Source organism: Mangrovimonas sp. DI 80 (assembly GCF_001975575.1).
Lineage (GTDB): Bacteria > Bacteroidota > Bacteroidia > Flavobacteriales > Flavobacteriaceae > Mangrovimonas_A > Mangrovimonas_A xylaniphaga.
Map to the genome: position 1 here is coordinate 22,352 of NZ_MSDT01000010.1, position 25,611 is coordinate 47,962.

At 37.3% G+C, this 25,611-nt stretch carries 23 protein-coding genes; 13 read left to right on the forward strand and 10 right to left on the reverse strand.

The window, feature by feature from the left end; genetic code table 11:
* Nucleotides 1-20: 20 nt before the first annotated feature.
* The 4 genes from BKM32_RS15620 to BKM32_RS15635 all read left to right on the forward strand — a co-directional run bounded on the left by BKM32_RS15620 (nt 21) and on the right by BKM32_RS15635 (nt 2,613).
* A complete protein-coding gene (locus BKM32_RS15620; protein WP_123812148.1) occupies nt 21-506 on the forward strand; it encodes a hypothetical protein in 486 nt (161 codons plus the stop codon).
* Nucleotides 507-650: 144 nt separating this feature from the next.
* Nucleotides 651-1,454, forward strand: a complete 804-nt coding sequence (locus BKM32_RS15625; RefSeq protein ID WP_076665105.1) for a DUF6794 domain-containing protein — start codon at nt 651-653, stop codon at nt 1,452-1,454.
* 148 nt (nt 1,455-1,602) lie between these two features.
* Nucleotides 1,603-1,959 carry a hypothetical protein gene (locus tag BKM32_RS15630; protein ID WP_076665107.1) on the forward strand — a complete coding sequence of 119 codons (357 nt, stop codon included), beginning with the start codon at nt 1,603-1,605 and terminating at the stop codon, nt 1,957-1,959.
* A gap of 156 nt (nt 1,960-2,115) precedes the next feature.
* Nucleotides 2,116-2,613, forward strand: a complete 498-nt coding sequence (locus BKM32_RS15635; protein ID WP_076665109.1) for a hypothetical protein — start codon at nt 2,116-2,118, stop codon at nt 2,611-2,613.
* A 146-nt stretch (nt 2,614-2,759) separates the two neighbouring features.
* Here the strand turns inward: BKM32_RS15635 and BKM32_RS16530 are convergent, their stop codons facing one another.
* On the reverse strand, nt 2,760-2,918 hold the full coding sequence (locus BKM32_RS16530) for a hypothetical protein (protein WP_171971887.1): 159 nt from the start codon (nt 2,916-2,918) through the stop codon (nt 2,760-2,762).
* 435 nt (nt 2,919-3,353) lie between these two features.
* Here BKM32_RS16530 and BKM32_RS15640 point away from each other — a divergent pair, with 435 nt between their 5' ends.
* Together BKM32_RS15640 and BKM32_RS15645 are read left to right on the forward strand one after the other, a co-directional pair.
* Nucleotides 3,354-3,956, forward strand: coding sequence for a recombinase family protein (locus tag BKM32_RS15640; RefSeq protein ID WP_076665111.1), 603 nt, complete (start codon nt 3,354-3,356; stop codon nt 3,954-3,956).
* Between the two features lie 3 nt (nt 3,957-3,959).
* Nucleotides 3,960-4,208, forward strand: a complete 249-nt coding sequence (locus BKM32_RS15645) for a hypothetical protein (protein WP_076665113.1) — start codon at nt 3,960-3,962, stop codon at nt 4,206-4,208.
* A gap of 72 nt (nt 4,209-4,280) precedes the next feature.
* Here BKM32_RS15645 and BKM32_RS15650 read toward each other — a convergent pair whose 3' ends face one another.
* Entirely contained in the window at nt 4,281-5,825 is a 1,545-nt protein-coding gene (locus tag BKM32_RS15650) for a recombinase family protein (protein WP_076665114.1), read from the reverse strand.
* Between the two features lie 230 nt (nt 5,826-6,055).
* Here BKM32_RS15650 and BKM32_RS15655 point away from each other — a divergent pair, with 230 nt between their 5' ends.
* Entirely contained in the window at nt 6,056-7,540 is a 1,485-nt protein-coding gene (locus tag BKM32_RS15655) for a DASS family sodium-coupled anion symporter (protein WP_076665116.1), read from the forward strand.
* On the opposite strand, the gene BKM32_RS15660 is transcribed toward BKM32_RS15655, so the two are convergent.
* The 4 genes from BKM32_RS15660 to pabB all read right to left on the reverse strand — a co-directional run bounded on the left by BKM32_RS15660 (nt 7,521) and on the right by pabB (nt 12,851).
* A complete protein-coding gene (locus BKM32_RS15660) occupies nt 7,521-8,483 on the reverse strand; it encodes a YheT family hydrolase (protein ID WP_076665118.1) in 963 nt (320 codons plus the stop codon). The genes BKM32_RS15655 and BKM32_RS15660 overlap by 20 nt on opposite strands.
* Before the next feature lie 55 nt (nt 8,484-8,538).
* Nucleotides 8,539-10,155: an adenine deaminase gene (gene ade / locus BKM32_RS15665; protein ID WP_076665121.1), complete on the reverse strand. Its 1,617-nt coding sequence runs from the start codon at nt 10,153-10,155 to the stop codon at nt 8,539-8,541.
* Nucleotides 10,156-10,158: 3 nt separating this feature from the next.
* Nucleotides 10,159-11,472 carry a tRNA lysidine(34) synthetase TilS gene (gene tilS, locus BKM32_RS15670; protein WP_076665123.1) on the reverse strand — a complete coding sequence of 438 codons (1,314 nt, stop codon included), beginning with the start codon at nt 11,470-11,472 and terminating at the stop codon, nt 10,159-10,161.
* A gap of 80 nt (nt 11,473-11,552) precedes the next feature.
* Nucleotides 11,553-12,851: an aminodeoxychorismate synthase component I gene (gene pabB, locus BKM32_RS15675; RefSeq protein WP_083702219.1), complete on the reverse strand. Its 1,299-nt coding sequence runs from the start codon at nt 12,849-12,851 to the stop codon at nt 11,553-11,555.
* 106 nt (nt 12,852-12,957) lie between these two features.
* On the opposite strand from pabB, the gene BKM32_RS15680 reads away from it, so the two are divergent.
* Genes BKM32_RS15680 through BKM32_RS15695 form a run of 4 tightly spaced genes read left to right on the forward strand, consistent with a single transcriptional unit; the run spans nt 12,958 to nt 18,722 of the window.
* Nucleotides 12,958-15,645: a hypothetical protein gene (locus tag BKM32_RS15680; RefSeq protein ID WP_123812149.1), complete on the forward strand. Its 2,688-nt coding sequence runs from the start codon at nt 12,958-12,960 to the stop codon at nt 15,643-15,645.
* A 10-nt stretch (nt 15,646-15,655) separates the two neighbouring features.
* On the forward strand, nt 15,656-16,546 hold the full coding sequence (locus tag BKM32_RS15685; RefSeq protein WP_076665309.1) for an aldose 1-epimerase family protein: 891 nt from the start codon (nt 15,656-15,658) through the stop codon (nt 16,544-16,546).
* 39 nt (nt 16,547-16,585) lie between these two features.
* Nucleotides 16,586-17,938, forward strand: a complete 1,353-nt coding sequence (locus BKM32_RS15690; protein ID WP_076665131.1) for a DEAD/DEAH box helicase — start codon at nt 16,586-16,588, stop codon at nt 17,936-17,938.
* Nucleotides 17,939-17,942: 4 nt separating this feature from the next.
* A complete protein-coding gene (locus tag BKM32_RS15695; RefSeq protein ID WP_076665134.1) occupies nt 17,943-18,722 on the forward strand; it encodes a S1/P1 nuclease in 780 nt (259 codons plus the stop codon).
* A 195-nt stretch (nt 18,723-18,917) separates the two neighbouring features.
* On the opposite strand, the gene lpdA is transcribed toward BKM32_RS15695, so the two are convergent.
* The 3 genes from lpdA to BKM32_RS15710 form a co-directional block, all read right to left on the reverse strand.
* Entirely contained in the window at nt 18,918-20,318 is a 1,401-nt protein-coding gene (gene lpdA, locus BKM32_RS15700; RefSeq protein ID WP_076665311.1) for a dihydrolipoyl dehydrogenase, read from the reverse strand.
* Between the two features lie 129 nt (nt 20,319-20,447).
* Nucleotides 20,448-21,074 carry a CPBP family intramembrane glutamic endopeptidase gene (locus tag BKM32_RS15705; protein ID WP_076665136.1) on the reverse strand — a complete coding sequence of 209 codons (627 nt, stop codon included), beginning with the start codon at nt 21,072-21,074 and terminating at the stop codon, nt 20,448-20,450.
* A gap of 1 nt (nt 21,075) precedes the next feature.
* The gene (locus BKM32_RS15710; protein WP_053977627.1) at nt 21,076-21,534 is read right to left on the reverse strand and encodes an Lrp/AsnC family transcriptional regulator; all 459 of its coding nucleotides are present in this window, start codon (nt 21,532-21,534) and stop codon (nt 21,076-21,078) included.
* A 159-nt stretch (nt 21,535-21,693) separates the two neighbouring features.
* Between BKM32_RS15710 and BKM32_RS15715 the strand changes: the two genes are divergently transcribed.
* Complete coding sequence (locus tag BKM32_RS15715; RefSeq protein WP_076665139.1) at nt 21,694-22,917, forward strand: aminotransferase class I/II-fold pyridoxal phosphate-dependent enzyme; 1,224 nt, start codon at nt 21,694-21,696, stop codon at nt 22,915-22,917.
* Nucleotides 22,918-22,968: 51 nt separating this feature from the next.
* Here the strand turns inward: BKM32_RS15715 and BKM32_RS15720 are convergent, their stop codons facing one another.
* Complete coding sequence (locus tag BKM32_RS15720) at nt 22,969-23,988, reverse strand: metal-dependent hydrolase (RefSeq protein ID WP_076665142.1); 1,020 nt, start codon at nt 23,986-23,988, stop codon at nt 22,969-22,971.
* Nucleotides 23,989-24,090: 102 nt separating this feature from the next.
* On the opposite strand from BKM32_RS15720, the gene nhaC reads away from it, so the two are divergent.
* Nucleotides 24,091-25,581 carry a Na+/H+ antiporter NhaC gene (gene nhaC / locus BKM32_RS15725; protein ID WP_076665145.1) on the forward strand — a complete coding sequence of 497 codons (1,491 nt, stop codon included), beginning with the start codon at nt 24,091-24,093 and terminating at the stop codon, nt 25,579-25,581.
* Nucleotides 25,582-25,611 lie beyond the last annotated feature (30 nt).

Sequence of the window (25,611 nt, forward strand, 5' to 3'; positions counted from 1 at the left end):
GAGTATTAAATATGGAAAATATGAATGTCAAACGACTTTTAAAATTATTACTCTTATGTCCTCTATTGGTATGCTGTACATCTAAAAAAAATGTCTATATAAGGTCCGAGCTTCTCAATAAAATCGAGACAATTATTGAAAAATATCAAGAATTTGTGTTGGATACCTCCAAATTTAACCGACATGACCCCGAAGTTTATGAAGTACAATTTTTCGAATATGAGGGCAAATGTCACATTTCCATCAACACTAACATTAACTATCAAAGTAAACTAAATGGATTCACCTTCATCCATGGAAAACTAGTTACATTTAATTACACTTCATCAAAATGCAATGAAGGTTGGGTTACAATTTACAAGGCTCCGATTATAGAAAATCTAAAAAATTACAAAAATGAAAATGATTCACTAGACAATTACCAACCTGCCTTTTGGGAATTTATTATTGATGGAGACAAACTAATTCCTGCAAGACAAAACAAACTCGAAATAAATTTTGAATAAAACGTAGCCCAACACTATGTATAATTCATTGCTTCTGATTTTCCTCACGGAAAATCCTCGCAACTTTATTATCTTAGTTTCTTAACACGAAAATCCTGCGGATTTTCACGCAACGAAACTATACACAATCCGTTAGCTAACATTATGAAAAACGCTATCGCAATCATTTTACTTTTTGCTTTTGGAACAGTCTCTTCACAAGATGATTGTAAAGAATATAAGGAAAACTACATTCCAAAAAATCTGAAAGACGCAATTGAATATTTGGATTGTGAATGGTCGGAATCTGACAAAACGGAATTTAAAGACAAAGAAGAAAGCTATGCTGTGACCGAATTACATTTTGGAACTGGACAAGGAATAAGAAATGGCTGGGGATTGTGGAAAGGTAAAAATCGTATTTCAAAGTTTTTTAAATCTAAAGGGATTTTTCATCCTGATGATATGTCATCAATAATTCTTACATCTTTTCACAGAAAGTTAAACGAAAAACCTATTGATTTAAAAACTCAAATTGAATACTATAAAAACTACTGGGATAAAATTTCAAAAGAAAATGAAAAGGAAGAAATGTTGATTGAAAAAAACTTTAATAATTTCAAAATTGGGGATACAGTAAAAATTGCTTTTAGTAAAGCCAAAAACTCTGGGGAAAAATTAAAAGTTTATAGAGTGCAAAAACACGAAAACCCTGAAGATATAGCTGATTGTTATTTTATAGGAGTTGTTACTGATAAAAAAGAGAAAAGGAAAGTAAAATACGATTATATTAAGAAAGAGAAAGGTGTTGAGAAATTCACTCTAACCGTATCAATTAAAGATTTTTGCGGATACACAGAAGGAGAGTTTTCAAGCACAGCAATGTATTACGACCTTGACGACATTATTGAGAAGGATAAAGAGTATCATTTTAGTTTAGAATATTTTATAATAGAGAAATTAAAATAACGTTAGCTAACACTGGCTATAATTCAGCGTGGCTTATGCCCTATTCTGGAAAATATGTAAATTTAACCAAGCTGATTTCTTATGCGGAATGTCCTTCGGACGATTCCACGCCGAAATCATAGCCCAACCGTTGTAGCCAATTTAAGAAATGACAAAATTCCGACTGACTTTAGTAACTGAAAACCAAAAATCTCTTGAAAAGGGAAATAAGTTTGCGGAGCTGATTTGCGGAACTCTGAATTGTAAAAGCGGATATGAAATTTCAAAATATGAGAAATTTAAAAACTCATACCGAATAGAAATCATTGGAAAAATAGCGGACAAAAAAAACTTGGTTGCGGAATCAATCGAATTGACTGACCGAATTTGCTCGCCTTGGATTGTGACTTATGAGCGAAAAAAAAATAGCGTGGAATTGATATTTAATAAATCGGACTTATCCAATTTTCGAAGAGCCGAATTTAATGTGTTGAACTGGGCAAATTTTGGAATAGAAAATGAATAAAAACTGGCTACAACACAGTGTATAATTCATTGCTTCCGATTTTCCTCTCGGAAAATTCTCGCAACTTTGCTATCTTAGTTTCTTAAACCTGAAAATCCTAGCGGATTTTCACGCAACGAAACCATAGCCAAACACGTTGTAGATAATTATAACTTTATGCCCAAAGAACCTTTAACTGAAGAAAATCTACTGTTCTTAAATGAGTTTTACTCTTTGGTTAATGCATTTGATAACAAAAAAGAAATGGAGAGAAAGGCTAATATTAAGCTTAATTATCTAATACGAATTGCAGAATTTCTAGTTATTGCCAATCCTCAATCACAAACTAAAAAGCATAAAGAAAATCTTTTAAATTACCTAAAGGCGGTTCAGAATACTTTGAATGACAACGAATATTCAAAATCAAAGTACATAGGATTAAAACACACTAAGCTTTATCCAATTACTCAATGGATGAGAAAATACGGATTTCGAAGTTCATACGAATTGATAAATTTTAAAATTTATATTGGTCTTGTTTTCGATTTAATCTTTTGGGTTTTACTTTTAAAAGAACACTTTTATTTCGTTCCTATATTTACCTTATTGTTTGTCCTCAATGGATTTTGGAATTTAATGAAGGTAAAAAGAGAGAAAAAATTATTGAATTTATAAAAACTATCTACAACACAGTGTATAATTCATTGCTTACGATTTTCCTCTCGGAAAATCCTCGCAACTTTGCTATCTTAGTTTTTTAACACGAAAAACCTAGCGGATTTTCACGCAACGAAACTATGACCCAAAATAGGGTAGTAACTTTAATATCTATTTGCATTCTCTATTAAGTATCTTATGGCAGATGATGCGGTTCCACCATATTTACTCTTTTTGGCCAATTGATTTAATTTCTCTTTTAATTCAGGTGAAATCCTCATTATAAAGGTTTCGGTATTTTCACTTGTTGGTAGTTTTGCCATGACATTTCTCTTTGTATATAAATATGTGATTAAAAACCAAAACACTAACTATTTTTATCTGTACCATCTTTCATTAGCATATCACCTAAATTAAAGTCTATACTTTTTAATACTTGCGGTTTTTAGATGTTTCTTGGCATATTGGTCCAACTGGTCCGTGAAGTGTCGCAAGAAAATAGGATGACATGGACTTAGTCCCCCGTATCTTACCTCTTGACCAAAAAAAAAGCCCCCCCCTTGTATATACGGGTCCCATGTGAGCGTGAATTGACGACCATTTTTTTAAAAATAAAAAGTGCTTGTATATACATCAAGTGTATCATTCCAAGCATGCCTTTATTGAATACACTAATTCAATCTAAATACCTGGTTTTTAAGTGTATTATTTTGCCACCCTAAATTAATACACTATATTTGATTTATAATCGAAGAAACATGAAAGTTAAATACATTAGAGTTTCAACTCAGGAGCAAAACACAGCAAGACAAAAAAAAAACGAATCTGAATTCGATAGGGTCTATATGGATAAGATTAGTGGAGCAATTCCATTCTTTGACAGGCCACAAGGTAAGAAACTGGTTGAAGCAATTAACAATAACAAAATTGATGAGGTACATGTATCGTCAATCGATAGGCTTGGGAGGTCAATACTGGATGTTTTAACAGTTTGTGAATTTTTTACTAATAATAATGTAAATCTTCATGTTGAAAACATAGGCATGGATTCCATTGCCAACGAAAAGCCAAACCCAATATTTAAGATGATTGTTAGTGTTTTAGGAAATGTAGCAGAAATGGAGAGAGAAAACATGTTAGAGCGTCAACGCCAAGGTATAGAGATAGCGAAAGCCAAAGGTGTATACAAGGGCCGTCTATATGGTTCCAAAATGACATCTGAAGAGTTCTTAAGCAAGTATAAGAAGGTAGCCAACGAGCTTAATAATGGTGAATCATTGAGGAGAGCTGCTGCTTTGGCAGGTGTAAGCTTAGGAGTGGCGCAAAGGGTAAAAAGAGTAATGCAGGAACAAAATATATAGACTATGGTAACTCAAGGAGAAAGGCAAGATTATAAATGGAGACCAAACGACTATAGCTCAACTACTTTAGCAAGGTATGACCAAGAAGCGGAACATTGGTATAGAGCATTTAAGAATGCGGAAAGAAAAAATAAACCAGCTGACCATAAAGGAGATTTAAACACACTAGGATTATTAATTTCCTTAATAATATCTTTGATTACTTTAATAATTTTATTGGTGGTACAACTTGTAAAATGGTTGCGTTCATAAAAAAACTATCACAAAAAAAAAAGATTGCTTACAAATCAAGGATTGTTCTATAACAATTAAAATTTTCAGTAATCATCTATTTTCAACTTGGTCCACTGAGAATGGTTCTTGGTATGGGATATATTTATGGTTCAGATATAATAAATCGGTAAAGGATTCAAGGAAGTTAAATGTTATTCCAATTTGGTATGGGTATCTTGTATACGTCCTATTTCCTTGGTGTTTTCCTTTCTTTGGAGATTTGTTAAGGAATGTGATTTCTTTAATGTATTTATGTATGTATCCCTTTTGTTCTTCGAATGATATATTGTCTTTGATATTCTTTAGGTCATTATAATCGGTTATGAATGTTGTCATATGATTGATATGGTTATCCATTTCAATTTGTGTATCATATAGTGTTGATTGAGCATTAAGAAGGGTATCATTAAGATTATTCATTGTTATCTTTGCATCATCTTTTGATATTGTTCGTTCTGCTATTGCCATTGCTAGATTGTTCTTTTTATTCTCAATGGATTCAATTTCTTGTTTTAGTTTAGATATTTTGTTTTGATATTGTTTTTCGATGTTGTGTTTTTTGTTGGATGTTTGATTCTGTTCCAAAAACCGCATTATATGGCCTTGTTTGAAGTATAGGTTCCAAATAACATTATTCAACATTTCATATTGGATTGTTCCATTTCCACAATGGTCTTTACCTTTTCTTTTGGTTACACATCTGTATAGGGTATTTTGGTTTGGTAATGCTCTACCAGTTACAGGTTTTCCACATTTGGCACATACAGCAATACCATTCAATAGATATGGGTGTTCTTTTAGTTTTGGGCCACTGGTCATATTCTTTTTGAAGTTGTCTTGTACTTTCCTAAAGAGGAATGGTTCAATGATGATTGGTGATGTATATGTTTCACCAAAGTCCTTTGTGGTTCTTCTTATGCCCATATAAGTTGTGTTTTTCAATATGGAACGTACACCTCCATCGGACCATCTTGATTTTGGTGGTGGCACCTTATCTTCTGTTAGTTGGTTTGCTATTCTACGGTGACCCCATCCTTGAAGTGACCAATTGAATATCTTCTTTACAATCTCTGCTTGTTTCTCATCAATTACCATTGTTTGGTCAGTTGGTGATTTCTTATCATATCCATAACAATGTGTTCCAACGATATAACCTTTCAACCGATTATCTCTGAGTGATTTTCTTGTTAGGTATGATTGTTTCTTTATTAGATATGAGTTGAACATTGAGAATATTCCACTCATAAATTCATCATTGGGATTTGCAAAGTCAATTGGGGTTGGGTTTGTTCCAACGAATACTTGAACATTATAATCCATTGCAACTTGTGCGAAATCGAAGAATGTTTTAATATTTCTTTCAAGTCGGTCTTGTGTTCTGAACCATACGATTGATATCTTCTTATTTTCGATATCATTAAGCAATCTCATTAGTTCTGGTCGGTCTTCTTTCTTTGCACCTCCACTGATTCCTTCACCTTCATTATAGTGTGTGTATGGTCTTCCATTTGCGAATTCTTGACCTTCTCTTAATTGGTTTTGGATTGAGTTTGATAGGTCATCTTGTTTTGATAGCCTTGTGTAGATTGCAATCATTGTTTGTTTGTATTGGTTTTGGTTAATGTTAATACAAACATAGTAAAAATGCAGTTAAGTCTACTTACCCTTAGCTACTACAGTAACCGTAGTAGCCTCAACCCCGAACACAGCACTTCCATAGACCTTTTTTAGCATCGTTGATTGGTTTTGCTTAAAAATAGGAAAATTTGGGAAATAATAATATTGTTTGAAAATTCACTATTATTACATGACAAAGCATTTATTACATGAGTACCACAAAACGCATTGGTTTCTTCCTCGGCCCGATTCTGTTTATTCTTATTCGCTTATTTTTCCATTCTGAAGGTCTTTCCCCTGAAGCCAATGGTGTATTGGCATCCACCGCATGGATAGCCGTTTGGTGGATTACCGAAGCCATCCCCATTGCAGCCACCGCGCTTTTGCCGATAGTTCTGTTTCCGCTTTGCGGCAGTTTGGACATAGGAACTACGACTGCTTCCTTCGGCCATAAATATGTTTTTCTTTACTTGGGAGGCTTTATTATTGCCATTGCCATTGAAAAATGGAACCTCCATAAACGCATTGCTCTAAATATCATCAATCTTATTGGCTCCAACATTCATAAAATCATTTTGGGTTTTATGGTAGCAACCGCCTTTCTCTCTATGTGGATTTCCAATACAGCTACTTCTGTCATGATGCTCCCCATTGGAATGGCCATCATCAACCAGTTAAAGGACAATCCCAAAACCTTTAAAAATGAAAATGAGCTATTTGGAAAAGCTTTAATGCTAGCCATTGCTTACAGTGCTTCCATTGGAGGCATCGCCACTTTGATTGGAACTCCTCCCAATTTGGTATTAGCAGGCATTGTGAAGAGCACCTACAATTATGAAATTACTTTTCTACAATGGTTTTTATTTGGATTTCCCATTTCTGTTTTAATGCTCTTTATCTGCTGGAAATATTTAACCCGCGTAGCTTTTAAATTTCATCAAAAGGAATTTCCGGGAGGCAAAGAAGAGATCAAAAAACTTCTAAAATCACTTGGAAGCATTAGTTATGAAGAAAAATGGGTGACTGCTATTTTTGCGATTACAGCCTTTTGCTGGATCACTAGATCCTTTTTACTTCAAAACCTACTGCCAGGGATAGATGACACCATTATTGCCATCCTTTTTGCATTGATTTTATTCTTTATCCCCTCCAAAACCAAAGGCAAACAATTGATTTCTTGGGAAGACACACAAAAACTCCCTTGGGGCATTATTCTTTTGTTTGGTGGCGGCATGGCTCTCGCAAAAGGCTTTGAAAGCAGCGGCCTCGCCCTTTGGATTGGCAATCAAATGACCTCGCTATCAGGCATTGCAACTTTTCTAATTATACTACTTCTGATTGCTGCTGTTAATTTCTTAACTGAAATTACCTCCAATTTGGCCACAACCGCAATGTTGCTTCCCGTATTAGCCCCAATGGCACTAACGGTAGACATGCATCCGTTCATCTTGATGGTTAGCGCTGCAGTAGCGGCATCCTGTGCCTTTATGCTTCCCGTCGCCACACCCCCCAATGCTGTAGTATTTGGATCTGGTTATTTGAGAATTCCCGATATGGTAAGTAAAGGTTTTGTAATGAATTTGGTATCCATACTTATCATTACATTGTTTGTATATTTTGTACTTCCTGAGCTTTGGGATATCAACCTTTTAGGTTTTCCTGAAGACTTAAGACTTAATCCAATCCCTGAATAAACTCCAAAGTGCGTTTTTCATTATAATAAAACCCATTTCTCAAACAGAAGCCTACATGCCCCCCATGTTTAGGCATTTCCAAATAAATATTAGGATTTTCTTTGGCATCTTTTACAGGATAACATTCCGGTGACAAAAACGAATCATTCAACGCATTGATGATTAAAGTCGGGACTTTAATACCTTTTAAGAATTGTAAACTACTGCATTGTTCATAATAATCCACCGCATCCTTAAAACCATGCGCTCTTGAAGTATAAACGTCATCAAAATCACTTAATGTTTTGATGGACTGTAATACAGCATCATTCAACTCTTCCGAATATCTTAGCTGCTTCACTTTTAATTTATTTAGCAAATGTCTTTTGAATCGATCGTGAAAAAGAATATTTTTAAAAGTATGTAATTCCTCTGCAGACCCTTGAAGATAACAAGGTACAGACACCGCAACTCCCGCTTTAATCTCAGGAACTAATTCTTCTCGTTCGCCCAAATACTTAAGTACTATGTTCCCACCAAGACTCACGCCATGGAAAAATATCTGTGAATAGGATTTGGTTTTCAAAATATGCTGAATGATCTCATCCAAATCTTTGGTCGCTCCAGAATGATAGGAATAGAATTTTAAGTTATCCTCCCCACTACAGCCTCTGAAATTCACACAAACGGCATCAATAGCATTGGTATTGCATAATTTAGCAACCCCTGTCATATAAGGGCGTTGGGCATTACCTTCTAGACCATGTAAAACAATAATGAGTTTATCTGTTTTGGTTTCGGCGTAACTCCAATCCAAATCCAAAAAATCCCCATCAGACAAGATGATGCGTTCACGTTCCTGCTCCACGCCTTTCACCTTACGAATCAATCCGGAATAAACCGTAGATACGAATCCGTTTTTTAATAATACAGGTGGTTTATAGTCCGAATGAAGAATAGGCATAGTACATTATTTATGGGAGACAAAACTAAGAATGAAATACCTATTTAAAAACAGATTACAGTTCTAAATCCACAAATTTGAAGGCATTGCCATCAAAAAGCCCTTTGTCACTCAGTTTGAGTGACGGAATTACCAACAATGCCATAAAGGACAAGGTCATAAATGGTGCATGCAATGTACTGCCCAATTGTTTTGCTTTTTGACTTAACTCGGCATAAGCTTTCCCTACAGACACGCCATCTTGATCACTCATGATTCCAGCTACAGGAAGCGGCACCACCTGCTCTTCCGTACCAGAAACGACGCAAATCCCACCTTTATTGGCAATGATCAGGTTAACCGCCTTACAAAGTGCAGCATTATCCACTCCCACAGCAATAATATTATGCGAATCATGACCTACAGAACTAGCAATTGCCCCTTCCTTCAAGCCAAAATTCTTTATAAATGCCAAAGCTGGCTGCTGGTTTTTATAGCGATTCACCACGGTCATTTTCAAGATATCCTTTTCAGTATTAGATACCAATTCACCATTAACCACCAAAGCTTCTTCTATCAATGAGTTAGTAACCAATTCACCATCCAAGGCTTCAATAACCCTAATTTGTTTTGCTGAAGATGGTATTTTGAAATCAGAAATTTGCTTAGGCTCTGCCTTGAAGTTATTAGGAGTTTTAAAAGTAATTGGTTCAATGAGGCTCTTTCCATCAAAAACCAATTCACCTCCAATATAGGTTTGCAATGTTTTAAAATTCAGCAAATCTTCAACCACAATGCAGTCTGCTACATCTCCCTCTTGAAGCAGTCCCACCTCAAGACTATAATGCTTCACAGGATTCACACAAGCCATTTGAAGGACGTTAAACACATCATGTCCTTTGGCAATGGCTCTAGCACACAATTGGTTTATGTGTCCAACTATTAAATCGTCTGGATGTTTGTCATCACTACAAAACATCATGTTGTGATAATGGTTTGGCAACAAATCTATCAAGGCTTCAAAATTCTTGGCGGCACTTCCTTCTCGAATCAACACTTTCATGCCTTTTTGCAGTTTCTCCAAACCTTCTTCATAGGTGAAGCACTCATGGTCGGTGGAGATTCCAGCATTTATATAAGTAGACAAATCGTCTCCTCTCAACCCGGGTGCATGCCCATCGACAGGTTTGTCATAATGTTTGGCCCATGCAATTTTCTTCAGCACCTCTTCATCTTGAAACAACACCCCAGGATAGTTCATCATTTCGGCCAGATATTTTATCTCAGGATTTTCTAAAAGCGTTTTAATCCCTTCGGAATCGATGACCGCTCCCGCCGATTCAAAATTAGTCGCCGGCACACAGGAGGGAGCCCCAAAATTGAACTTGAACGGTGTTTGTTTGCCGTTTTCAATCATGAATTCCACACCTACCACTCCTAAAACATTGGCAATTTCGTGAGGGTCGGACACTGTAGCTACGGTACCATGACACACTGCTAATCGGGCAAATTCACTTGGCACCAACATAGAACTTTCAATATGGATATGGGCATCCACAAAACCAGGAAGAATGAAATGTTCAATGTCATGTTCTTTTTCTTCAACGGAAAAAATCTTTCCATTTTTTATGGTGACTTCCCCCTTAAAAATCCTTCTATTTGGAATATCTACGATTTGCCCCTGTAGTACCATGGTCTATTTTAATTCTATTTTAATGATATGATGCGTATGGTCACAAACTTTAAAACGGCCATCGGGACGCTTTCCTATCACCCAGATGATATAATCTCCCGAGCAAAGCACCAACACATTTTCCTTTTCCAATAAGGACATTTTTTCATCCTTAAAGTATTTGCTCAATTTCTTCTTCCCTTTCATTCCCAATGGATGAAAATAATCGCCTTCTTTCCAATGTCGAATCGTCAATGGGTATTTGAGCTTTTTCTTGTCTACAAAAATTACATTGAGACCTTGATTGGACACCTCAGCAGCCTCACTAAAATACAAATTCCCAAGAGGTGTTTTTATCTTATCATCACATTCAGAAACGAGAATAAGCGTTTCCTGTTTATCCTCAATTTCACTCAACAACAGAAACTCACGGTCTTTGATTAAACGATGGGTCTCAGAAAAGAGTTGCTTCCCTGACTGGGCATCTAAAAGATCTTCCACATCATTCCACTCGGTGAAATTGTAAGCTTTTAAGAGTTCATACAAATAGGCTTTGGGATTGCTTAGAGCTTTTATTTTGGAAATATCGTATTTCACGTCGTATTCGGAGATTTCCTTAATCACCGAATCTTCAACTTCTTCCACTCGATCTTCAATAATTGACTTAGATGCTTTTAAAAACCCAATAGTTTTTTCAAAATTCTGCAACAATTGCGGGTTGATTTCCTTCAATAAAGGAATGACATCATGGCGTAATTTATTTCGCAAGTATTTTGTAGATGCATTGCTACTATCCTCCCGCCATGTTAGCTGATGTTCCTCTGCATATTCCACCAAACTGTTTCTTGAAAACGGCAACAATGGTCTTACAAACACACCATTCACTTCGGGAATTCCGGTTAAACCATCGAGTCCTGTCCCTCTAGTTAAATTGATCAAAAATGTTTCCAAATTATCATCGGCATGATGGGCTGTGAGGACATAATCAAAATGGAGTTGCTTGGCCAATTCGTCAAACCAATCGTAGCGCAGCTGCCTTGCTGCCAATTGTATGGACAATTTATATTCCGCGGCATAAGCTTCCGTTTGGAAACTCTCCAAAAAAAGGTCCAAGCTTAAATCTTTAGCCAATTGAAATACGAAATCGGCATCACCATCACTCTCTGTTCCTCGCAAATTGAAATTGCAATGCGCCAAGGAGACATCCAACCCCAATTGATGACACAAATGGGTCAACACCACACTATCTACCCCACCAGAAATGGCAATAAGCAATTTACTTTCAAAAAATCCTGGGAATTGCTGTTCTATATGCGCATTAAAGGTGTAGAGTGTCATAAAAAGGTGGTTAAAAATGAATGTTTAATTCAAATATAACCAAGTTGTATGTTTTTCCTCCTCAGGAACACCAAGAAACTTTAGTTTTCCAGAACTTCACGCATAGCTTTGGCCTTGACCAAACACTCTTCATATTCATTCAACGGATTGCTTTTAGCTGTGATGGCCCCGCCAACCGAATAAGACACATATTGCTTTTCAGCATTGTAAAGAATACTCCTTATCACCACATTAAAATCGAAATCACCTTGTGGGGAAAAATAGCCAACGGCACCAGAATACAGACCTCGCTTGGTATCTTCCAACGCTTCTATAATCTGCATGGCTGAAATTTTCGGAGCCCCTGTCATACTTCCCATAGGGAATGTTGTGGCAATGACATCTACCGGATTTGTAGACGCCTCAATCTGAGATGTAACAGTAGACACCATTTGGTGAACCTGCGGATAGGTATAGACTTCACACAATTCTTCCACAATCACGCTTCCTTTAGTAGCTGTATGTGCTAAATCGTTACGCACCAAATCCACAATCATGATATTTTCACTGCGCTCCTTTTCATCCTTAGATAATTGTTCTTTCAACAATAGGTCTTCCTTAGGATTTTGGGACCGTTTTGCCGTTCCCTTGATAGGCTGTGAAGTAATCTTTAAACCTTCCTTTTTGATATAGCGTTCTGGAGAAGCCGACATCAAATACTTGTCGTTAAGTCTTAAAAAAGTAGCAAAAGGCGGCTTTGAAATGGCATCCAATTTCAAATAGGTTTCCAATGGATGAATCTCTGTGTCTTCCGCATAAAACTCCTGACAAAAGTTGGCCTCGTAAATATCGCCACGATGAATATGGTCCAAAACTGCATTCACTTTTTCAAAATATTCATCCTTATGCATACGAAGTTTCACCTTAACATTATTGGGAGAACTTGCATGTGTTTCAGAAGCCACATCCAATGCTTCAATATCCCTTAAATCCTCCTCCATTTCATCATCCACAGCTCCCAAATACTGCACTTCCACTTCATCATCCTTAATCAGGAACATTTTTTTGGGTTGAAAGAAAAACAAATCGGGGAATTGGAGTCCGTCAAAATTCTTGGACTCCAAACGTTCTACGGCATTTTTAAGGTCGTAAGTTAAATAACCAAACAGCCAATCTTTTGTGACGGATTGGTATTCTTTCAACTTATCGAACGCATTGTAATAATCGGTCTGGATACAAGTAAAAGCATCAACTGCCAAAACCGCATTATAGCTGGAATATTGATTGTGATAATCGTTGGAATCCAGCCAGACTACTTCGTTAAACTGCTGCCCCCAAAACAATAATTTTTGTTTATATTGCTCTATGTTTGGGATGCGAAACTTTTGTGTAGTTCTCAAAATATAATCAATGCGTTTTTGAATGCGGCAAATTTATTAAGAAACTGCCAAATACAATAATATTGCACCCATTACTTAGCCATATTCAACCCTACTACTAACACTTATGAAAATTATTTTCACAAAGCGCTTATTTACAATCACAACCGCTCTCATCCTAATTTTTACAACAAATTTCACATGGGCTATGTCGCCCGATGCCGATTGGTATACCTATACCGATGAGGAGACAGGCTTTTCACTTGAACTGCCGGAAGCGCCCAATTATACCGATGACTACAATGCCTTTACCATGTACAGCTACAATGGACCTAACTCCAACCGCGTGTATTCGTTCTTTTCGTTGGATTTTAGAGGGCTGAATAAGGATAATTCTCCAGACGATATCATGGACAGCTTTATCACTAATATTGTGAACAACCTTAACGGGGAACTTCTGAACAAAAAGCGTCAGAAATATGCCGATGGTTTACGATATAAGGTGACCGTAAAACTCAATTCCAAGAAATTGATGAACGCGCAATTCACTTTACAGAACGATATTTTGTACTACCAATCTGTAGAGGATGACGCCGACGAAATCAATGACAGCAACACGTCCCATTTCTTTGAGTCGATTGCCATCGCAACTCCAAAACCTAAAAAGGAAATTCCTTGGCTAGACTACAAGAGTCCCGAAGGCGCGTTTTCACTACAACTACCTAGAGAACCCACCGATCTTTCCAGAGCTCATCCCAATCCTATAGACGAGGACGGCGAACCCTATTATTTGCACATGTACAATGTACAAGATTTGAAAAATGACAATAATTATCTGTTTAGATACAACGACCAACCTTTGGGATACTATATGGAAGATCCTATAGGGGCATTCGAGTCTATCAAAGATAATTTTGAAGGAAAAGCGACCTTGCTTGGTGAAGGAAAAACCATTTATCTAGACGGTTATGAAGGCCGAGAGTATGAATTGTTGATTCAGGATAAATACCATTCCGTTTGCAGAATCTACATTCGTGGTAATAGAACCTATCTTCTCCTTAAACAAAAACTGAACGTTACAGACCAAGCTTCAACTGATGACTTGTTCTTTAGCAGCTTTAAATTTGAAACTCCCAAAACCCAGGAATTGGAAACTTTGAGCCCAAGAGGCACCAATTTCGAAATTCAGTTTTTTGAAGACACCTCCTTAACCATTGACAGTTTAGGATATGAAGATGTGTATCTAAAAAACTCGCACGACTATTTTGCACTAAACAAGCAATCTGGAGATGTGTATCAATTTGGATACAGTGACATCAAGGATTATTTCAAAATTAAAAGCCGTAAGGAGTTTTTTGAAACCAATGCTAATTCTCTTCTCATCTGGAACGATTCCATTGTGAGCCAAAAAGACATCACCATAAACAACAAAGAAGCTTTGGAATTCTACATCCAAAATCAAGACACCAAAGTCACCACAAGACACCAAATTTGGATTGAAAACAAGCGTTTGTTTTTGTTGACGGGCTACTTGGGTAAGGAAAGTATGGACAGTGAACTAACCAACACTATATTTTCATCCTATAAAGTAACTTCGGAAGAACCCGAATTTGATTTATTCTCCTCGAAAACAGAGCTTCTTATGGAGAACCTAAAATCTTCAGATACCGTTGTGTTTAATAATGCTTTGGGCGCTTTTGATTACTACGTCTTTGAAACTGAAGATTTGCCAAAACTTTACAATGCTCTCACTGATACCTATGCCTCTTCTGAAAACAAAGAACTCATTTCCCATGAAATCCTAGAAGAACTTACCATCACCAACGACAGTACAACCTTAGATTTCCTAAAGACGCTTTACATAAATCCAAGTACAAACGACACCTTAAAAGCCCACATTTTAAATACCATTCCAGGATTAAAAAATAGTGATAAACTTGAGGTATTCAACAACCTGCTATCCAACGCTATTCCAACAAACACTGATAATTACACTTACGGAGTAACATCTCCCTATAGAGATTCGTTGGAATTTGCCATCGAGAACAACAAGCTCCTATTAAGCCTTAACGATTACAAGACTTATCGTTCGAATGTTTTGAGCATTTTCAAGGACATTGCCGAAACTCATCCTGAGCACCTTAATTTGGTTTCAGATAATTTGGACACGCTTTTAAAGTACGCCCAAAGCGACCTTGACAGTTACCTTGACATGAAAAAAGGAGAAGATTACAACTTTAAAGACACCTCTTTAATGTATAGCTACCTGTCGTTGTTTAATACCATTTCATACAACACTCCGCTTTCGGACAACCTAACAAAGGCTTTGATGAATGTAGAAGACAACGATTGGCTAAGCTTGAGAGCGATGACCGCGAGAATCCATTGCGGCCTTAAGGTTGACGACAAACATGCCTCTCAAAAACTGGACAGCCTGTTTTCTAGATACGAAATGATGGAAGTCTACCACAAAACCAATCAGTTTGATAAGATCCCTAAAAAATATACCAAGCCAGAAGCATTTGCCGAATTGATGTTTTACAATTATCTAGGCGAAGAAGACTACTATCCAAGCAACTTGGAGGTTTTAGGAAAAATCACAAAGGGAGAGTCCGTTTTCTATGCTATTTCTTATTCTTACGAGGACGAAGAAGATGACAGCGAATATATAGGCATCGTAGGACCTATCACCCCTATTTCAAAAGACACACCTTTTAACAAATACAAATCATACTCTGACTACGACACTTTGGAAAAAGACTGGAAGAGTCAAGCTCTAAATTTAATTCCAGGTTTATTGGAATATGGATATTAATACAAAACACATGTTAAGCCTAAAAAACAACCTATTAAAAATAAACGTCAACCCTGTTGGAGCTGAACTTTCGGCCATAACTTCGGTAAATCACAAGACTGAATTTATGTGGAATGGCAACCCCGATGTATGGAATGGAATCGCTCCGGTCCTATTCCCAATAGTAGGCGGACTCAAAGACGATACTTTCTTTCATGAGGGAAAAAGCTACAAGTTGCCCAGACATGGCTTTGCCAGACGAAATACTTCAATACAGCTTCATGAACAAACAGAAGATAAATTAACATTTAAACTGGTTTCGGATGCGGCACTTTTGGAGCAATACCCATTTCAATTCGAGTTTTACACTTCCTATGAATTAACAGAAAACACAATTGTCGTGTCTCATGAAGTAAAAAACCTAGATGACAAAGACATGTATTTCTCCTTGGGAGCACATCCAGCATTTAGATGTCCTGTGTTTCCTGATGAAAAGTACAGCGATTACTATTTAGAATTCGAAACTGAAGAACACAGCGAAACCCATTTGCTAGATCCCAATTCCGGTTTATTGAACAACCAAACCGAATTGACTCTCAACAACACCAACAAACTCCCGCTACACTATCAACTTTTTGAAAAGGACGCCTTGATTTTCAAGGATCTCAAATCGAAAAAAGTGACCTTAATGAGTGAAAACAAAGGTGCTATTTTAAGTGTTTCCTATAAAGATTTCCCGTATTTGGGCATTTGGGCAAAACCTAATGCAGATTATGTATGTATTGAACCTTGGTTAGGCGTAGCAGACAATAGCAATAGCAATCAACAACTTAAAGACAAGGAGGCCATTTTAAAATTGGCTCCAAATGAAGTCTTTAAAGCTAGTTATACCATTAGCATAGAACATTCACTTTTAGTTTAAGTAGAATTAATGTGGTAGATTTGCATCAAAATATAAACAGTGACATTTCAAGATCTTAATTTAAACACACCGCTTTACAACGCCCTGGAAGACATGGGGTTTACCACTCCTACTCCCATTCAGGAACAAGCTTTTAATGTAGTAGCTTCCGGGAAGGATGTAGTTGGTATTGCACAAACAGGAACCGGAAAAACGTTTGCCTACATGCTTCCTATCCTGAGAAACCTCAAGTTTTCTACGCAAGATAATCCTAGAGTTTTGGTTTTGGTACCTACTAGAGAATTGGTGGTACAGGTAGTTGAAGAAATAGAAAAACTAGCCAAATACATCAATGTGCGTGTGTTGGGAGTTTATGGAGGCACCAATATCAACACCCAAAAACGTGCCGTTGCGGAAGGTCTTGACATTTTGGTTGCTACACCAGGACGTCTTTACGATTTGGGAGTTAGCAGGGTTTTACAGCTGAAATCCATCCAAAAACTGGTAATTGATGAAGTTGATGTAATGCTGGATCTTGGTTTCAGACACCAATTGATGAATATTTTCGACATTCTCCCTGAGCGACGCCAAAACATCATGTTTTCGGCAACTATGACAGAAGATGTCGACCAATTGATCTCCCAATTTTTTAAAGCACCTCAACGCGTTACCGTGGCCATTTCGGGAACACCTTTGGAAAACATTATCCAAGAGCGTTATGAGGTAAAAAACTTCTACACCAAAGTAAACTTGCTTCGTGAGTTATTGAGCGACAAGGATACTTATAACAAAGTCATCATTTTTGTGGCCTTCAAAAAAATGGCCGATCGTCTGTTCGATCAGCTGGAAGAGGAATTTAACGACGAATGTTGTGTGATCCACTCCAACAAAACACAAAATTACAGATTGCGTAGTATTGCTCAGTTCCAAGCAGGTGACAATAGAATTTTGATTGCCACCGATGTTATGGCGCGTGGATTGGATATTGACGACGTCTCCCATGTTATCAATTTTGACACCCCTCACTACCCAGAAAACTATATGCACCGTATAGGAAGAACCGGTAGAGCGGAAAAAAAGGGACATGCCCTAGTATTTTCAACACAAACCGAATTGGAATATATTTCAGAAATAGAAAAGTATATGGATATGGACATTCCATTGTTGCCATTTCCTGAAGGAGTGGCCATTTCTGAAGAACTTATTGAAGAAGAACGTCCGCAAATAAAGGAACGCAACAACCCAACCAAACGTTCCCTTGATGACGTTCCTGGGCCTGCTTTTCACGAAAAGTCCGAGAAAAACAAAAAACAAAACCAAGGTGGTTCCTACAGACGGGAAATTGCCAAGAAATATAAAAAGCCAAAAACCAGAGGAGATAAAAATTTCAATAAACGCAACAAAAGGAAATAACATTATGAAAGCAAGACTTACGCTCGTCATTTTTACCTTAGCCTTTCTTGTCCAACCTTTAAACGCCTCCTTAAAATGGGGAAAAACTGGACATAGGACCATTGGAGCCATTGCAGACCAATATTTAACGGGCAAGACGAAGCGTAACTTAAAAAAGATTCTAAACCACGAATCGCTTGCGTTCACGTCTACTTTTGCCGATGAGATTAAGTCTGATGATCGTTACAACGAATTTTACTCGTGGCATTTTGTTAACATGGCATCGGATGAAACCTATGAAAATTCCACCAAAAATCCAGAAGGCGATTTAATAACAGGTATTGAACGTTGTAAAGAAGTGATTACGGATGAAAATGCTTCCATGGAAGACAAGGCTTTTTATCTGAAAATGTTGATTCATTTAATTGGCGACCTACACCAACCGCTTCACGTTGGTCGTTCCGAAGATCGTGGAGGCAATGACATTAAGGTACAATGGCAGTTTAGAGACACCAATCTACATACCGTTTGGGACAGCAAAATGATTGATGCTTACGACATGAGCTATTCAGAATTGGCTCAAAACGCCGATTATCTTACCAAAGACCAAGTAAAAGCCATTCAACAAGGCTCTATTATTGATTGGGCTCACGAATCTCAACAATTGGCGAAATCAGTGTATGCTTCGGCTAAGGAAGGCGATAATTTAAGATACAAATACTCCTACGAACATTTTGAAACGGTTCGTTCTCAATTGCAAAAAGGAGGCATTCGATTAGCAAAAGTGCTGAATGACCTTTTCTAGGGAAGGATTCTAATTATACTTCTTATTCTACCAATAAAAAACTTCAATAGTTTAATTAGTATAACTATTGAAGTTTTTCATTTTAAAACCTCTGACAACTTAACAGAGCAAAATTAACAAACAAAAAAAGCGGCATATTTTTCAATACACCGCTCATAAAAATTGGTAAACACTTAAAATATGCTTTATGTGTAATTACACATGTAAAGCTCTATCTCCTGTAGCAGCCAAAGCCGCTTCTTTAATAGCTTCGGTAAATGTTGGGTGAGCGTGAGACATACGTGAAACATCCTCAGCAGATGCTCTATATTCCATAGCAACCACTGCTTCGGCAATCATATCGGCTGCACGGGCTCCTACCATATGTACTCCTAAAATTTCGTCAGTATTTTTATCTGCCAAGATTTTTACAAATCCGTCCAAATCCATACTGGCTCTACTTCTTCCCAAAGCACGCATCGGGAATTGTCCAACTTTATAAGCTACACCAGCTTCTTTCAATTGCTCTTCGGATTTTCCTACTGCAGCAACCTCTGGCCATGTATACACAACCCCTGGAATTAAATTATAATCGATATGCGGCTTTTGGCCTGCCAAAGTTTCAGCAACAAATACGCCTTCTTCCTCAGCTTTGTGCGCCAACATCGCTCCTTTTACAACATCTCCAATAGCGTAAATGTTGGAAGCCGAAGTTTGTAAATGGTCATTGACTTCAACTTGTCCTCTGTCATTCAACTTCACACCAGCAGCTTCTGCATTTAATCCATCGGTATAAGGACGACGTCCAACAGACACCAAACAATAATCTCCTCTAAACTCTACTTCTTCTCCTTTTTTATTGTCAGCTTTAACCACTACTTCATCACCAGCACGCTCAACAGATTTTACTTTGTGAGAGGTATTGATTTTGAATTTTTGCTTCTTTAATACCTTGTTCAATTCTTTAGACAAACCACTATCCATAGTTGGGATGATACGGTCCATATACTCCACAACGCTTACTTCAGCTCCTAAACGCTTGTACACTTGCCCAAGCTCTAAACCAATTACACCACCACCAATAACGATTAGGTGCTTTGGAATTTCTTTCAATTTTAAAGCTTCAGTAGAAGTAATGATTCGCTCTTTGTCAATTTTAATAAATGGCAAACTTGAAGGTTTGGAACCTGTAGCAATGATGGTGTTCTTCGCTTCAATTTCAATAGTTTCCTTACCTGTAATCGTTATATGAGTAGCATCTTTAAACGCCCCTAAACCTTCGTAAACATCGATGTTGTTTTTCTTCATCAAGAAATCGATACCACCTGTAGTTTGGTCTACCACGGCTTGTTTACGGGCAATCATTTTTTCCAAGTTCACTTTAATGTCACCTGGAATTTCAATTCCGTGCTCTTCAAAATGCTTTACGGCATCTTCGTAGTGGTGAGAAGAATCTAAAAGGGCTTTACTTGGAATACATCCTACGTTAAGACAAGTTCCTCCAAGTGTAGAATATTTTTCTATGATTGCTGTTTTCATTCCCAATTGGGCGCAGCGAATGGCCGCCACATACCCTCCAGGACCAGAGCCAATAACGGCTACATCGTATGAATTCATAAGGTTTTGTTTATTCGATTTTGTTAAAACGATTACAAAAGTACAAATGTTTTGGGTCACAACCATGAAAAAACAATCTCTTATCCAGTAGATTTCTCAATTATTCTTTTCTATTTAACATTAAAGCTTTTACGATGGAAATCCAAGCATATCGCCCATGCCCACGGTAAACAGCCAACTCCCATAAATGGCATGTTCTATTGATACCAAAGTGGTAGATTTTGTCTTTAAAAAAGTAAGGGCAAACAATAAGCCCCCCAAAAAGGTCATGATGAGTACCAATGTATTCTTAAACATTAAATGCGCCATTGAAAACACCACTGCATTTAGGATTATAGATATCCACTTGCTTTTCATTAAATTTTGATATCTATTAAAGTACAGCGTCCTATAAATAAGTTCTTGTGGATAAACAGAAAAAAGCGCATACAAAAACAAAATCAACACCCACATTTTGGGTTTGGAAAGTAGAACACAGAACAAATTTCCCTTATCGGTAAAATACACAAAGGAGGTGGTGAGAATTGCTATGATGAGAAATTTAGCAGAGGTGAGTTTCCAAAATGTTTTCCAATTGATGGTTGGGGACAATTGAAATCTCACGTCTTCTACTTTCAGCAAAAGGTAGATTACATACAAAAATCCCACACTTCCCAAAAACAATTTAATTACGGGAGGGTACTTCAATGCAAAACTTACCGGCAAAATCACAAAAATGATTAAAAATTCAAGCCACCTGTAAGTTTTGGATTCCATGTTACACTGTAATAGCCGTAGTATGCTTTACTTCATTGATTACAAACATACTGTGCGTACTTCCTATATGATTAATGGAAGTGAGTTTGTTTACCATAAATTTCCGAAAATCTTCCATATCTCGCACCATAACTTTCAATAAATAATCATAATCGCCACTAATATGGTAGCATTCTACGACTTCGTTTAAATTGGCAACTTCCTCTTCAAACTTCACCACATAATCATGTGAATGCTGAATGAGCTTGATATGGCAAAAGGCCACAAACCCTCTATCCACCGATTCTTTATTCAAAAGCGCCACATATTTTTGGATAACCCCTTCCCGCTCCAATTTCTTGATGCGTTCATAAACTGCAGTCACGGACAGGTTCAATTTATTGGAAAGTTCTTTATTGGTCTGCTTGCTGTCTGCCTGCAGTAATTTGAGGAGTTTTAAATCTGTTTTATCCAAAGTCATGGTTGAAAAAATTTCTAAAGGAAAAGCGAATTCACCTATTTCAATGTAAATTTAACCATAAAAACCAAGTATTACAGTTTTATTTTCCTAATAATTACAATACTATTGATAATAATTCTATAATTATTCAATTTTGAAGAGTAAACAAAAACTTTAGCCATGGAATTTAAACCCGCAAACAACATACAAGACTTACAATATTTTGGAGAATTTGGAGGTGTCAACCCATCCATTTCAGATTCTTCAACTTATACCTTTTTATCTGCAAAGACCATGTTCGACACCTTCGAAGGGAATGCAGATGGATGCTACCTTTATTCACGTCACTCCTCTCCTTCCAACCTATATTTAGGAGAAGCTTTAGCAGCTATGGAAGGTACGGAAACAGCAAACGTATCCGCCTCTGGAATGGGTGCCATTACCCCAGTATTGATGCAATTGTGTGGCGCAGGAGAACATATTGTTTCCAGTAGAACCATTTACGGAGGAACTTATGCCTTCTTGAAGAATTTTATGCCTCGTTTTAATGTATCCACGTCTTTTGTAGACATTACTAAATTAGATGTCGTTGAAGCGGCCATTACCGAAAACACCAAAGTACTTTACTGCGAAACCGTAAGCAACCCACTTTTGGAAGTAGCCGATATTAAAGGGCTATCTGAAATTGCAAAACGTCATAATTTGACTTTAGTGGTAGACAACACCTTTTCTCCATTGTCCATTAGCCCTATAAAATTGGGAGCTGATGTGGTAATCCACAGTCTTACAAAATTCATCAATGGTTCCAGTGATACTGTTGGAGGTGTAGTATGTGGTAGCCAAGAATTCATTGACGCACTGCGCAATGTAAATGATGGTGCTTCTATGCTATTAGGACCTACTATGGATAGTCTTAGAGCGTCTTCAGTGTTGAAAAACTTGAGAACGCTTCACATTCGTATGATGCAACACAGCCATAACGCCACTTATTTAGCGGAAAAATTTGAAGCTGATGGTTTGAAAACTGTATATCCTGGATTGGCATCGCATCCATCCCACGAATTGTTTAAAAGCATGATGAATGAAAAATATGGTTTTGGAGGTATGTTGACTATTGATGTTGGCTCATTAGACAAAGCCAATGAATTAATGGAACTTATGCAAGAGCGAAACTTAGGGTATTTGGCAGTGAGCTTAGGATTCTACAAAACACTTTTTAGTGCGCCGGGAAGCTCTACGTCATCTGAAATTCCAGAAGATGAACAAGCTGAAATGGGACTTACCGATGGCCTAATCCGTTTTTCTATTGGATTGGATGCCGATATTGAGCGTACCTACGAAATGATGAGAACCTGTATGGAAGAACTTGGCATTTTAAACAAGCTAGCAGAAGTAAACGTATAAAACTTCTTTCAATAAAAAAGCCTCTCAGTAATTCTCTGAGAGGCTTTTTTTTTAAACACCTTTTAGTCGCTTCAAAAAGGCTTCAAAATCTTCTCTTTTGGGACTTTCATGCTCCACCGATTTGATATTCCAACGCTCTCCTTCTTCTATCAACATAAATTTAAAAATAGAAGAATTTCTATCATTGGGATTGAAAAAAGGATAACGCAGGTCATTATACCTTATTTCATTGTTGTCCATCTCCTTCAAATTAAAATAGCCATCACTGAACAATAACAATTGCTTGATGTCCGAATGCTGCATATCTATCAAATCATGGTGTTTCGGCAATTCCATGATGTTATCAACTTTTGCTTCGGAATCCAATAGAGAATAATAGCCCACATAATAGTTATTTGCTCCTTCGGCAATGCCATACCAAAGGATATTATTAAAAAATGTAGGTTGGGTTCTAAACCTTGAAAACGTGATGTTGCTTTCCTTGAAGGATTTTTCAAAAATGGAATTCATATACACCTTATTAATTAAAGTCAGTACCATATAAAAAGAACTGAGCCCCAAGCCCAACTTGGTCCAAAATAAGCGTTTTACATTAGATCTTTTGTAAAACATTACCACAAGCATACATATCAAAAACGGGAGTGTATAGCCTAAATCTACCACCGAAATATTGTTAAACGCAACCCTGTAGTTTGAAAATGGCGTAAATAATTGGGTTCCGTAAGGCGTAAAACAATCTAACATGGGATGTGTAAAAAGCGACAGTCCAAACAACCAAAACCAATCTTTTAAGGAAGTGGTATCCTTCCGTTTTCCTTTGTCATAAAGTTTGTAGACCAGCCATCCAAAAGCAAAAGTACCAATAAGGCAAAACAAAAATGAATGCATAAATCCACGATGGAACATCATGATATCAATTTCATTGGAATAGAAAAGTCGGCCAACATACACATCCAAATCTGGAATGGTACCACTAATGGCTCCGAATAACAAAGCCTTGTTTCCTATTTTTTTACCGTGCGCCAATTCTCCGCAGGCAGCACCTAATACAATTTGGGTTACAGAATCCATATATTTTTTTCAACTCAAGACAAATGTACACAACTGTTTCTATTTGCAGAATACCTTTCAAAATCGTAACATTACATCTCCAATATTAAAAGCAACCATTGCATGCAAAGCCAGGAAATAAAACCCACACAACCCCAAGACGAACACATTGTAGAAAATAAAGAATTAAGTATATGGGAAGCCCTAATCCCTGTATTGGCACTGGTGTTAATGCTGGGGTACAATGTGGCTGAAGCTTTTGGTGACGATGCGCTTAGCGGAAGTAACCAATTCATTCTGCTAATGGGGGCGGCGGTTGCGGCCATTGTAGGTTATTTCAATAAAGTATCTTTCAATCAAATGATGGAGGAAGTTGCCGAAAACATTAAGTCTACTTCTGGTGCCATTTTAATCCTGCTTCTGGTTGGCTCTTTAGCGGGTACATGGCTTATTAGTGGTATTATTCCATCCATGGTTTACTACGGGCTGCAAATTTTAAGCCCCACTATTTTTCTTCCTGCCTGTGTCATCATTTGTGCCATTATATCGGTAGCTACGGGAAGTAGCTGGACTACCTCTGCAACCGTCGGGATTGCACTTATAGGCATTGGAAATGCTTTGGGCATCAATCCGGGAATGACCGCAGGAGCCGTCATTTCAGGTGCTTATTTTGGAGATAAAATGTCACCTTTGAGCGACACCACCAATTTAGCACCAGCTATGGCTGGAGGCGAATTATTCTCACACATCAAATATATGATGTACACCACCATTCCAACCCTGATCATTACTTTGGTATTGTTTGTAATTATTAGTCTTTCTCTCGATGTAAAAGGAGATACCGATACCACAGAAATGTTAAGTGCTATAGACAGTGCCTTTCATATTTCGCCTTGGCTATTTTTGGTGCCTGCATTAGTCATCTTTATGATTGTAAAAAAGACGCCTCCCTTACCTGCACTTTTGGCTGGAACCTTACTAGGCGGTGTGTTTGCCCTTATTTTTCAACCTGAAATTGTAAAACAAATAACTGGCGCTTCCGATTTAGACTTTCTTTCTGCCTATAAAGGTATCATGACCGCCATTACCGTAGATACTTCGGTAACTACTAACAGTGCCGAACTGAATGATTTGTTCTCCTCCGGAGGAATGTACGGTATGTTGGGCACTATTTGGCTGATTTTATGCGCCATGGTTTTTGGAGGTGTGATGGATGCTATTGGCGCCTTGTCTAGAATCAGTAAAGCAGTATTAAATTTGTTTGATTCCGTATTTGGGCTTTTTGCAAGTACCGTTATCAGTTGTATTGGATTGAACGCCCTTGCCAGCGATCAATATTTGGCTTTGGTAATCCCGGGAAGAATGTATAAAAAAGCGTTTGAAGACAAAGGATTGGCCCCGGAAAACCTTAGCCGTACCCTTGAGGACTCAGGAACAGTAACTTCGGTATTGGTTCCTTGGAATACTTGTGGTGCCTACCAAAGTGGCGTGTTGGGCGTAGACACTTTATCGTATGCAGGCTATGCCTTCTTCAATTATTTAAGTCCGTTTATGACCTTGTTCTACGCAGCCTTTAAAATTAAGATTAAGCAAATTTCGAAGGACAATTTTTAACAAATAATCAAAAACTATACTTCTAAATTA

Coding starts and splice junctions, on each gene's coding strand:
- BKM32_RS15685 (WP_076665309.1), top strand. CDS start 15,656: ATGTTAAGCCTAAAAAACAACCTATTAAAAATAAACGTCAACCCTGTT.
- BKM32_RS15710 (WP_053977627.1), bottom strand. CDS start 21,534: ATGACTTTGGATAAAACAGATTTAAAACTCCTCAAATTACTGCAGGCA.
- BKM32_RS15695 (WP_076665134.1), top strand. CDS start 17,943: ATGAAAGCAAGACTTACGCTCGTCATTTTTACCTTAGCCTTTCTTGTC.
- BKM32_RS15720 (WP_076665142.1), bottom strand. CDS start 23,988: ATGGATTCTGTAACCCAAATTGTATTAGGTGCTGCCTGCGGAGAATTG.
- lpdA (WP_076665311.1), bottom strand. CDS start 20,318: ATGAATTCATACGATGTAGCCGTTATTGGCTCTGGTCCTGGAGGGTAT.
- BKM32_RS15625 (WP_076665105.1), top strand. CDS start 651: ATGAAAAACGCTATCGCAATCATTTTACTTTTTGCTTTTGGAACAGTC.
- tilS (WP_076665123.1), bottom strand. CDS start 11,472: ATGACACTCTACACCTTTAATGCGCATATAGAACAGCAATTCCCAGGA.
- BKM32_RS15635 (WP_076665109.1), top strand. CDS start 2,116: ATGCCCAAAGAACCTTTAACTGAAGAAAATCTACTGTTCTTAAATGAG.
- nhaC (WP_076665145.1), top strand. CDS start 24,091: ATGCAAAGCCAGGAAATAAAACCCACACAACCCCAAGACGAACACATT.
- BKM32_RS15630 (WP_076665107.1), top strand. CDS start 1,603: ATGACAAAATTCCGACTGACTTTAGTAACTGAAAACCAAAAATCTCTT.
- BKM32_RS16530 (WP_171971887.1), bottom strand. CDS start 2,918: ATGGCAAAACTACCAACAAGTGAAAATACCGAAACCTTTATAATGAGG.
- BKM32_RS15660 (WP_076665118.1), bottom strand. CDS start 8,483: ATGCCTATTCTTCATTCGGACTATAAACCACCTGTATTATTAAAAAAC.
- BKM32_RS15650 (WP_076665114.1), bottom strand. CDS start 5,825: ATGATTGCAATCTACACAAGGCTATCAAAACAAGATGACCTATCAAAC.
- BKM32_RS15645 (WP_076665113.1), top strand. CDS start 3,960: ATGGTAACTCAAGGAGAAAGGCAAGATTATAAATGGAGACCAAACGAC.
- BKM32_RS15640 (WP_076665111.1), top strand. CDS start 3,354: ATGAAAGTTAAATACATTAGAGTTTCAACTCAGGAGCAAAACACAGCA.
- BKM32_RS15705 (WP_076665136.1), bottom strand. CDS start 21,074: ATGGAATCCAAAACTTACAGGTGGCTTGAATTTTTAATCATTTTTGTG.
- ade (WP_076665121.1), bottom strand. CDS start 10,155: ATGGTACTACAGGGGCAAATCGTAGATATTCCAAATAGAAGGATTTTT.
- BKM32_RS15620 (WP_123812148.1), top strand. CDS start 21: ATGAATGTCAAACGACTTTTAAAATTATTACTCTTATGTCCTCTATTG.
- BKM32_RS15680 (WP_123812149.1), top strand. CDS start 12,958: ATGAAAATTATTTTCACAAAGCGCTTATTTACAATCACAACCGCTCTC.
- BKM32_RS15655 (WP_076665116.1), top strand. CDS start 6,056: ATGAGTACCACAAAACGCATTGGTTTCTTCCTCGGCCCGATTCTGTTT.
- BKM32_RS15715 (WP_076665139.1), top strand. CDS start 21,694: ATGGAATTTAAACCCGCAAACAACATACAAGACTTACAATATTTTGGA.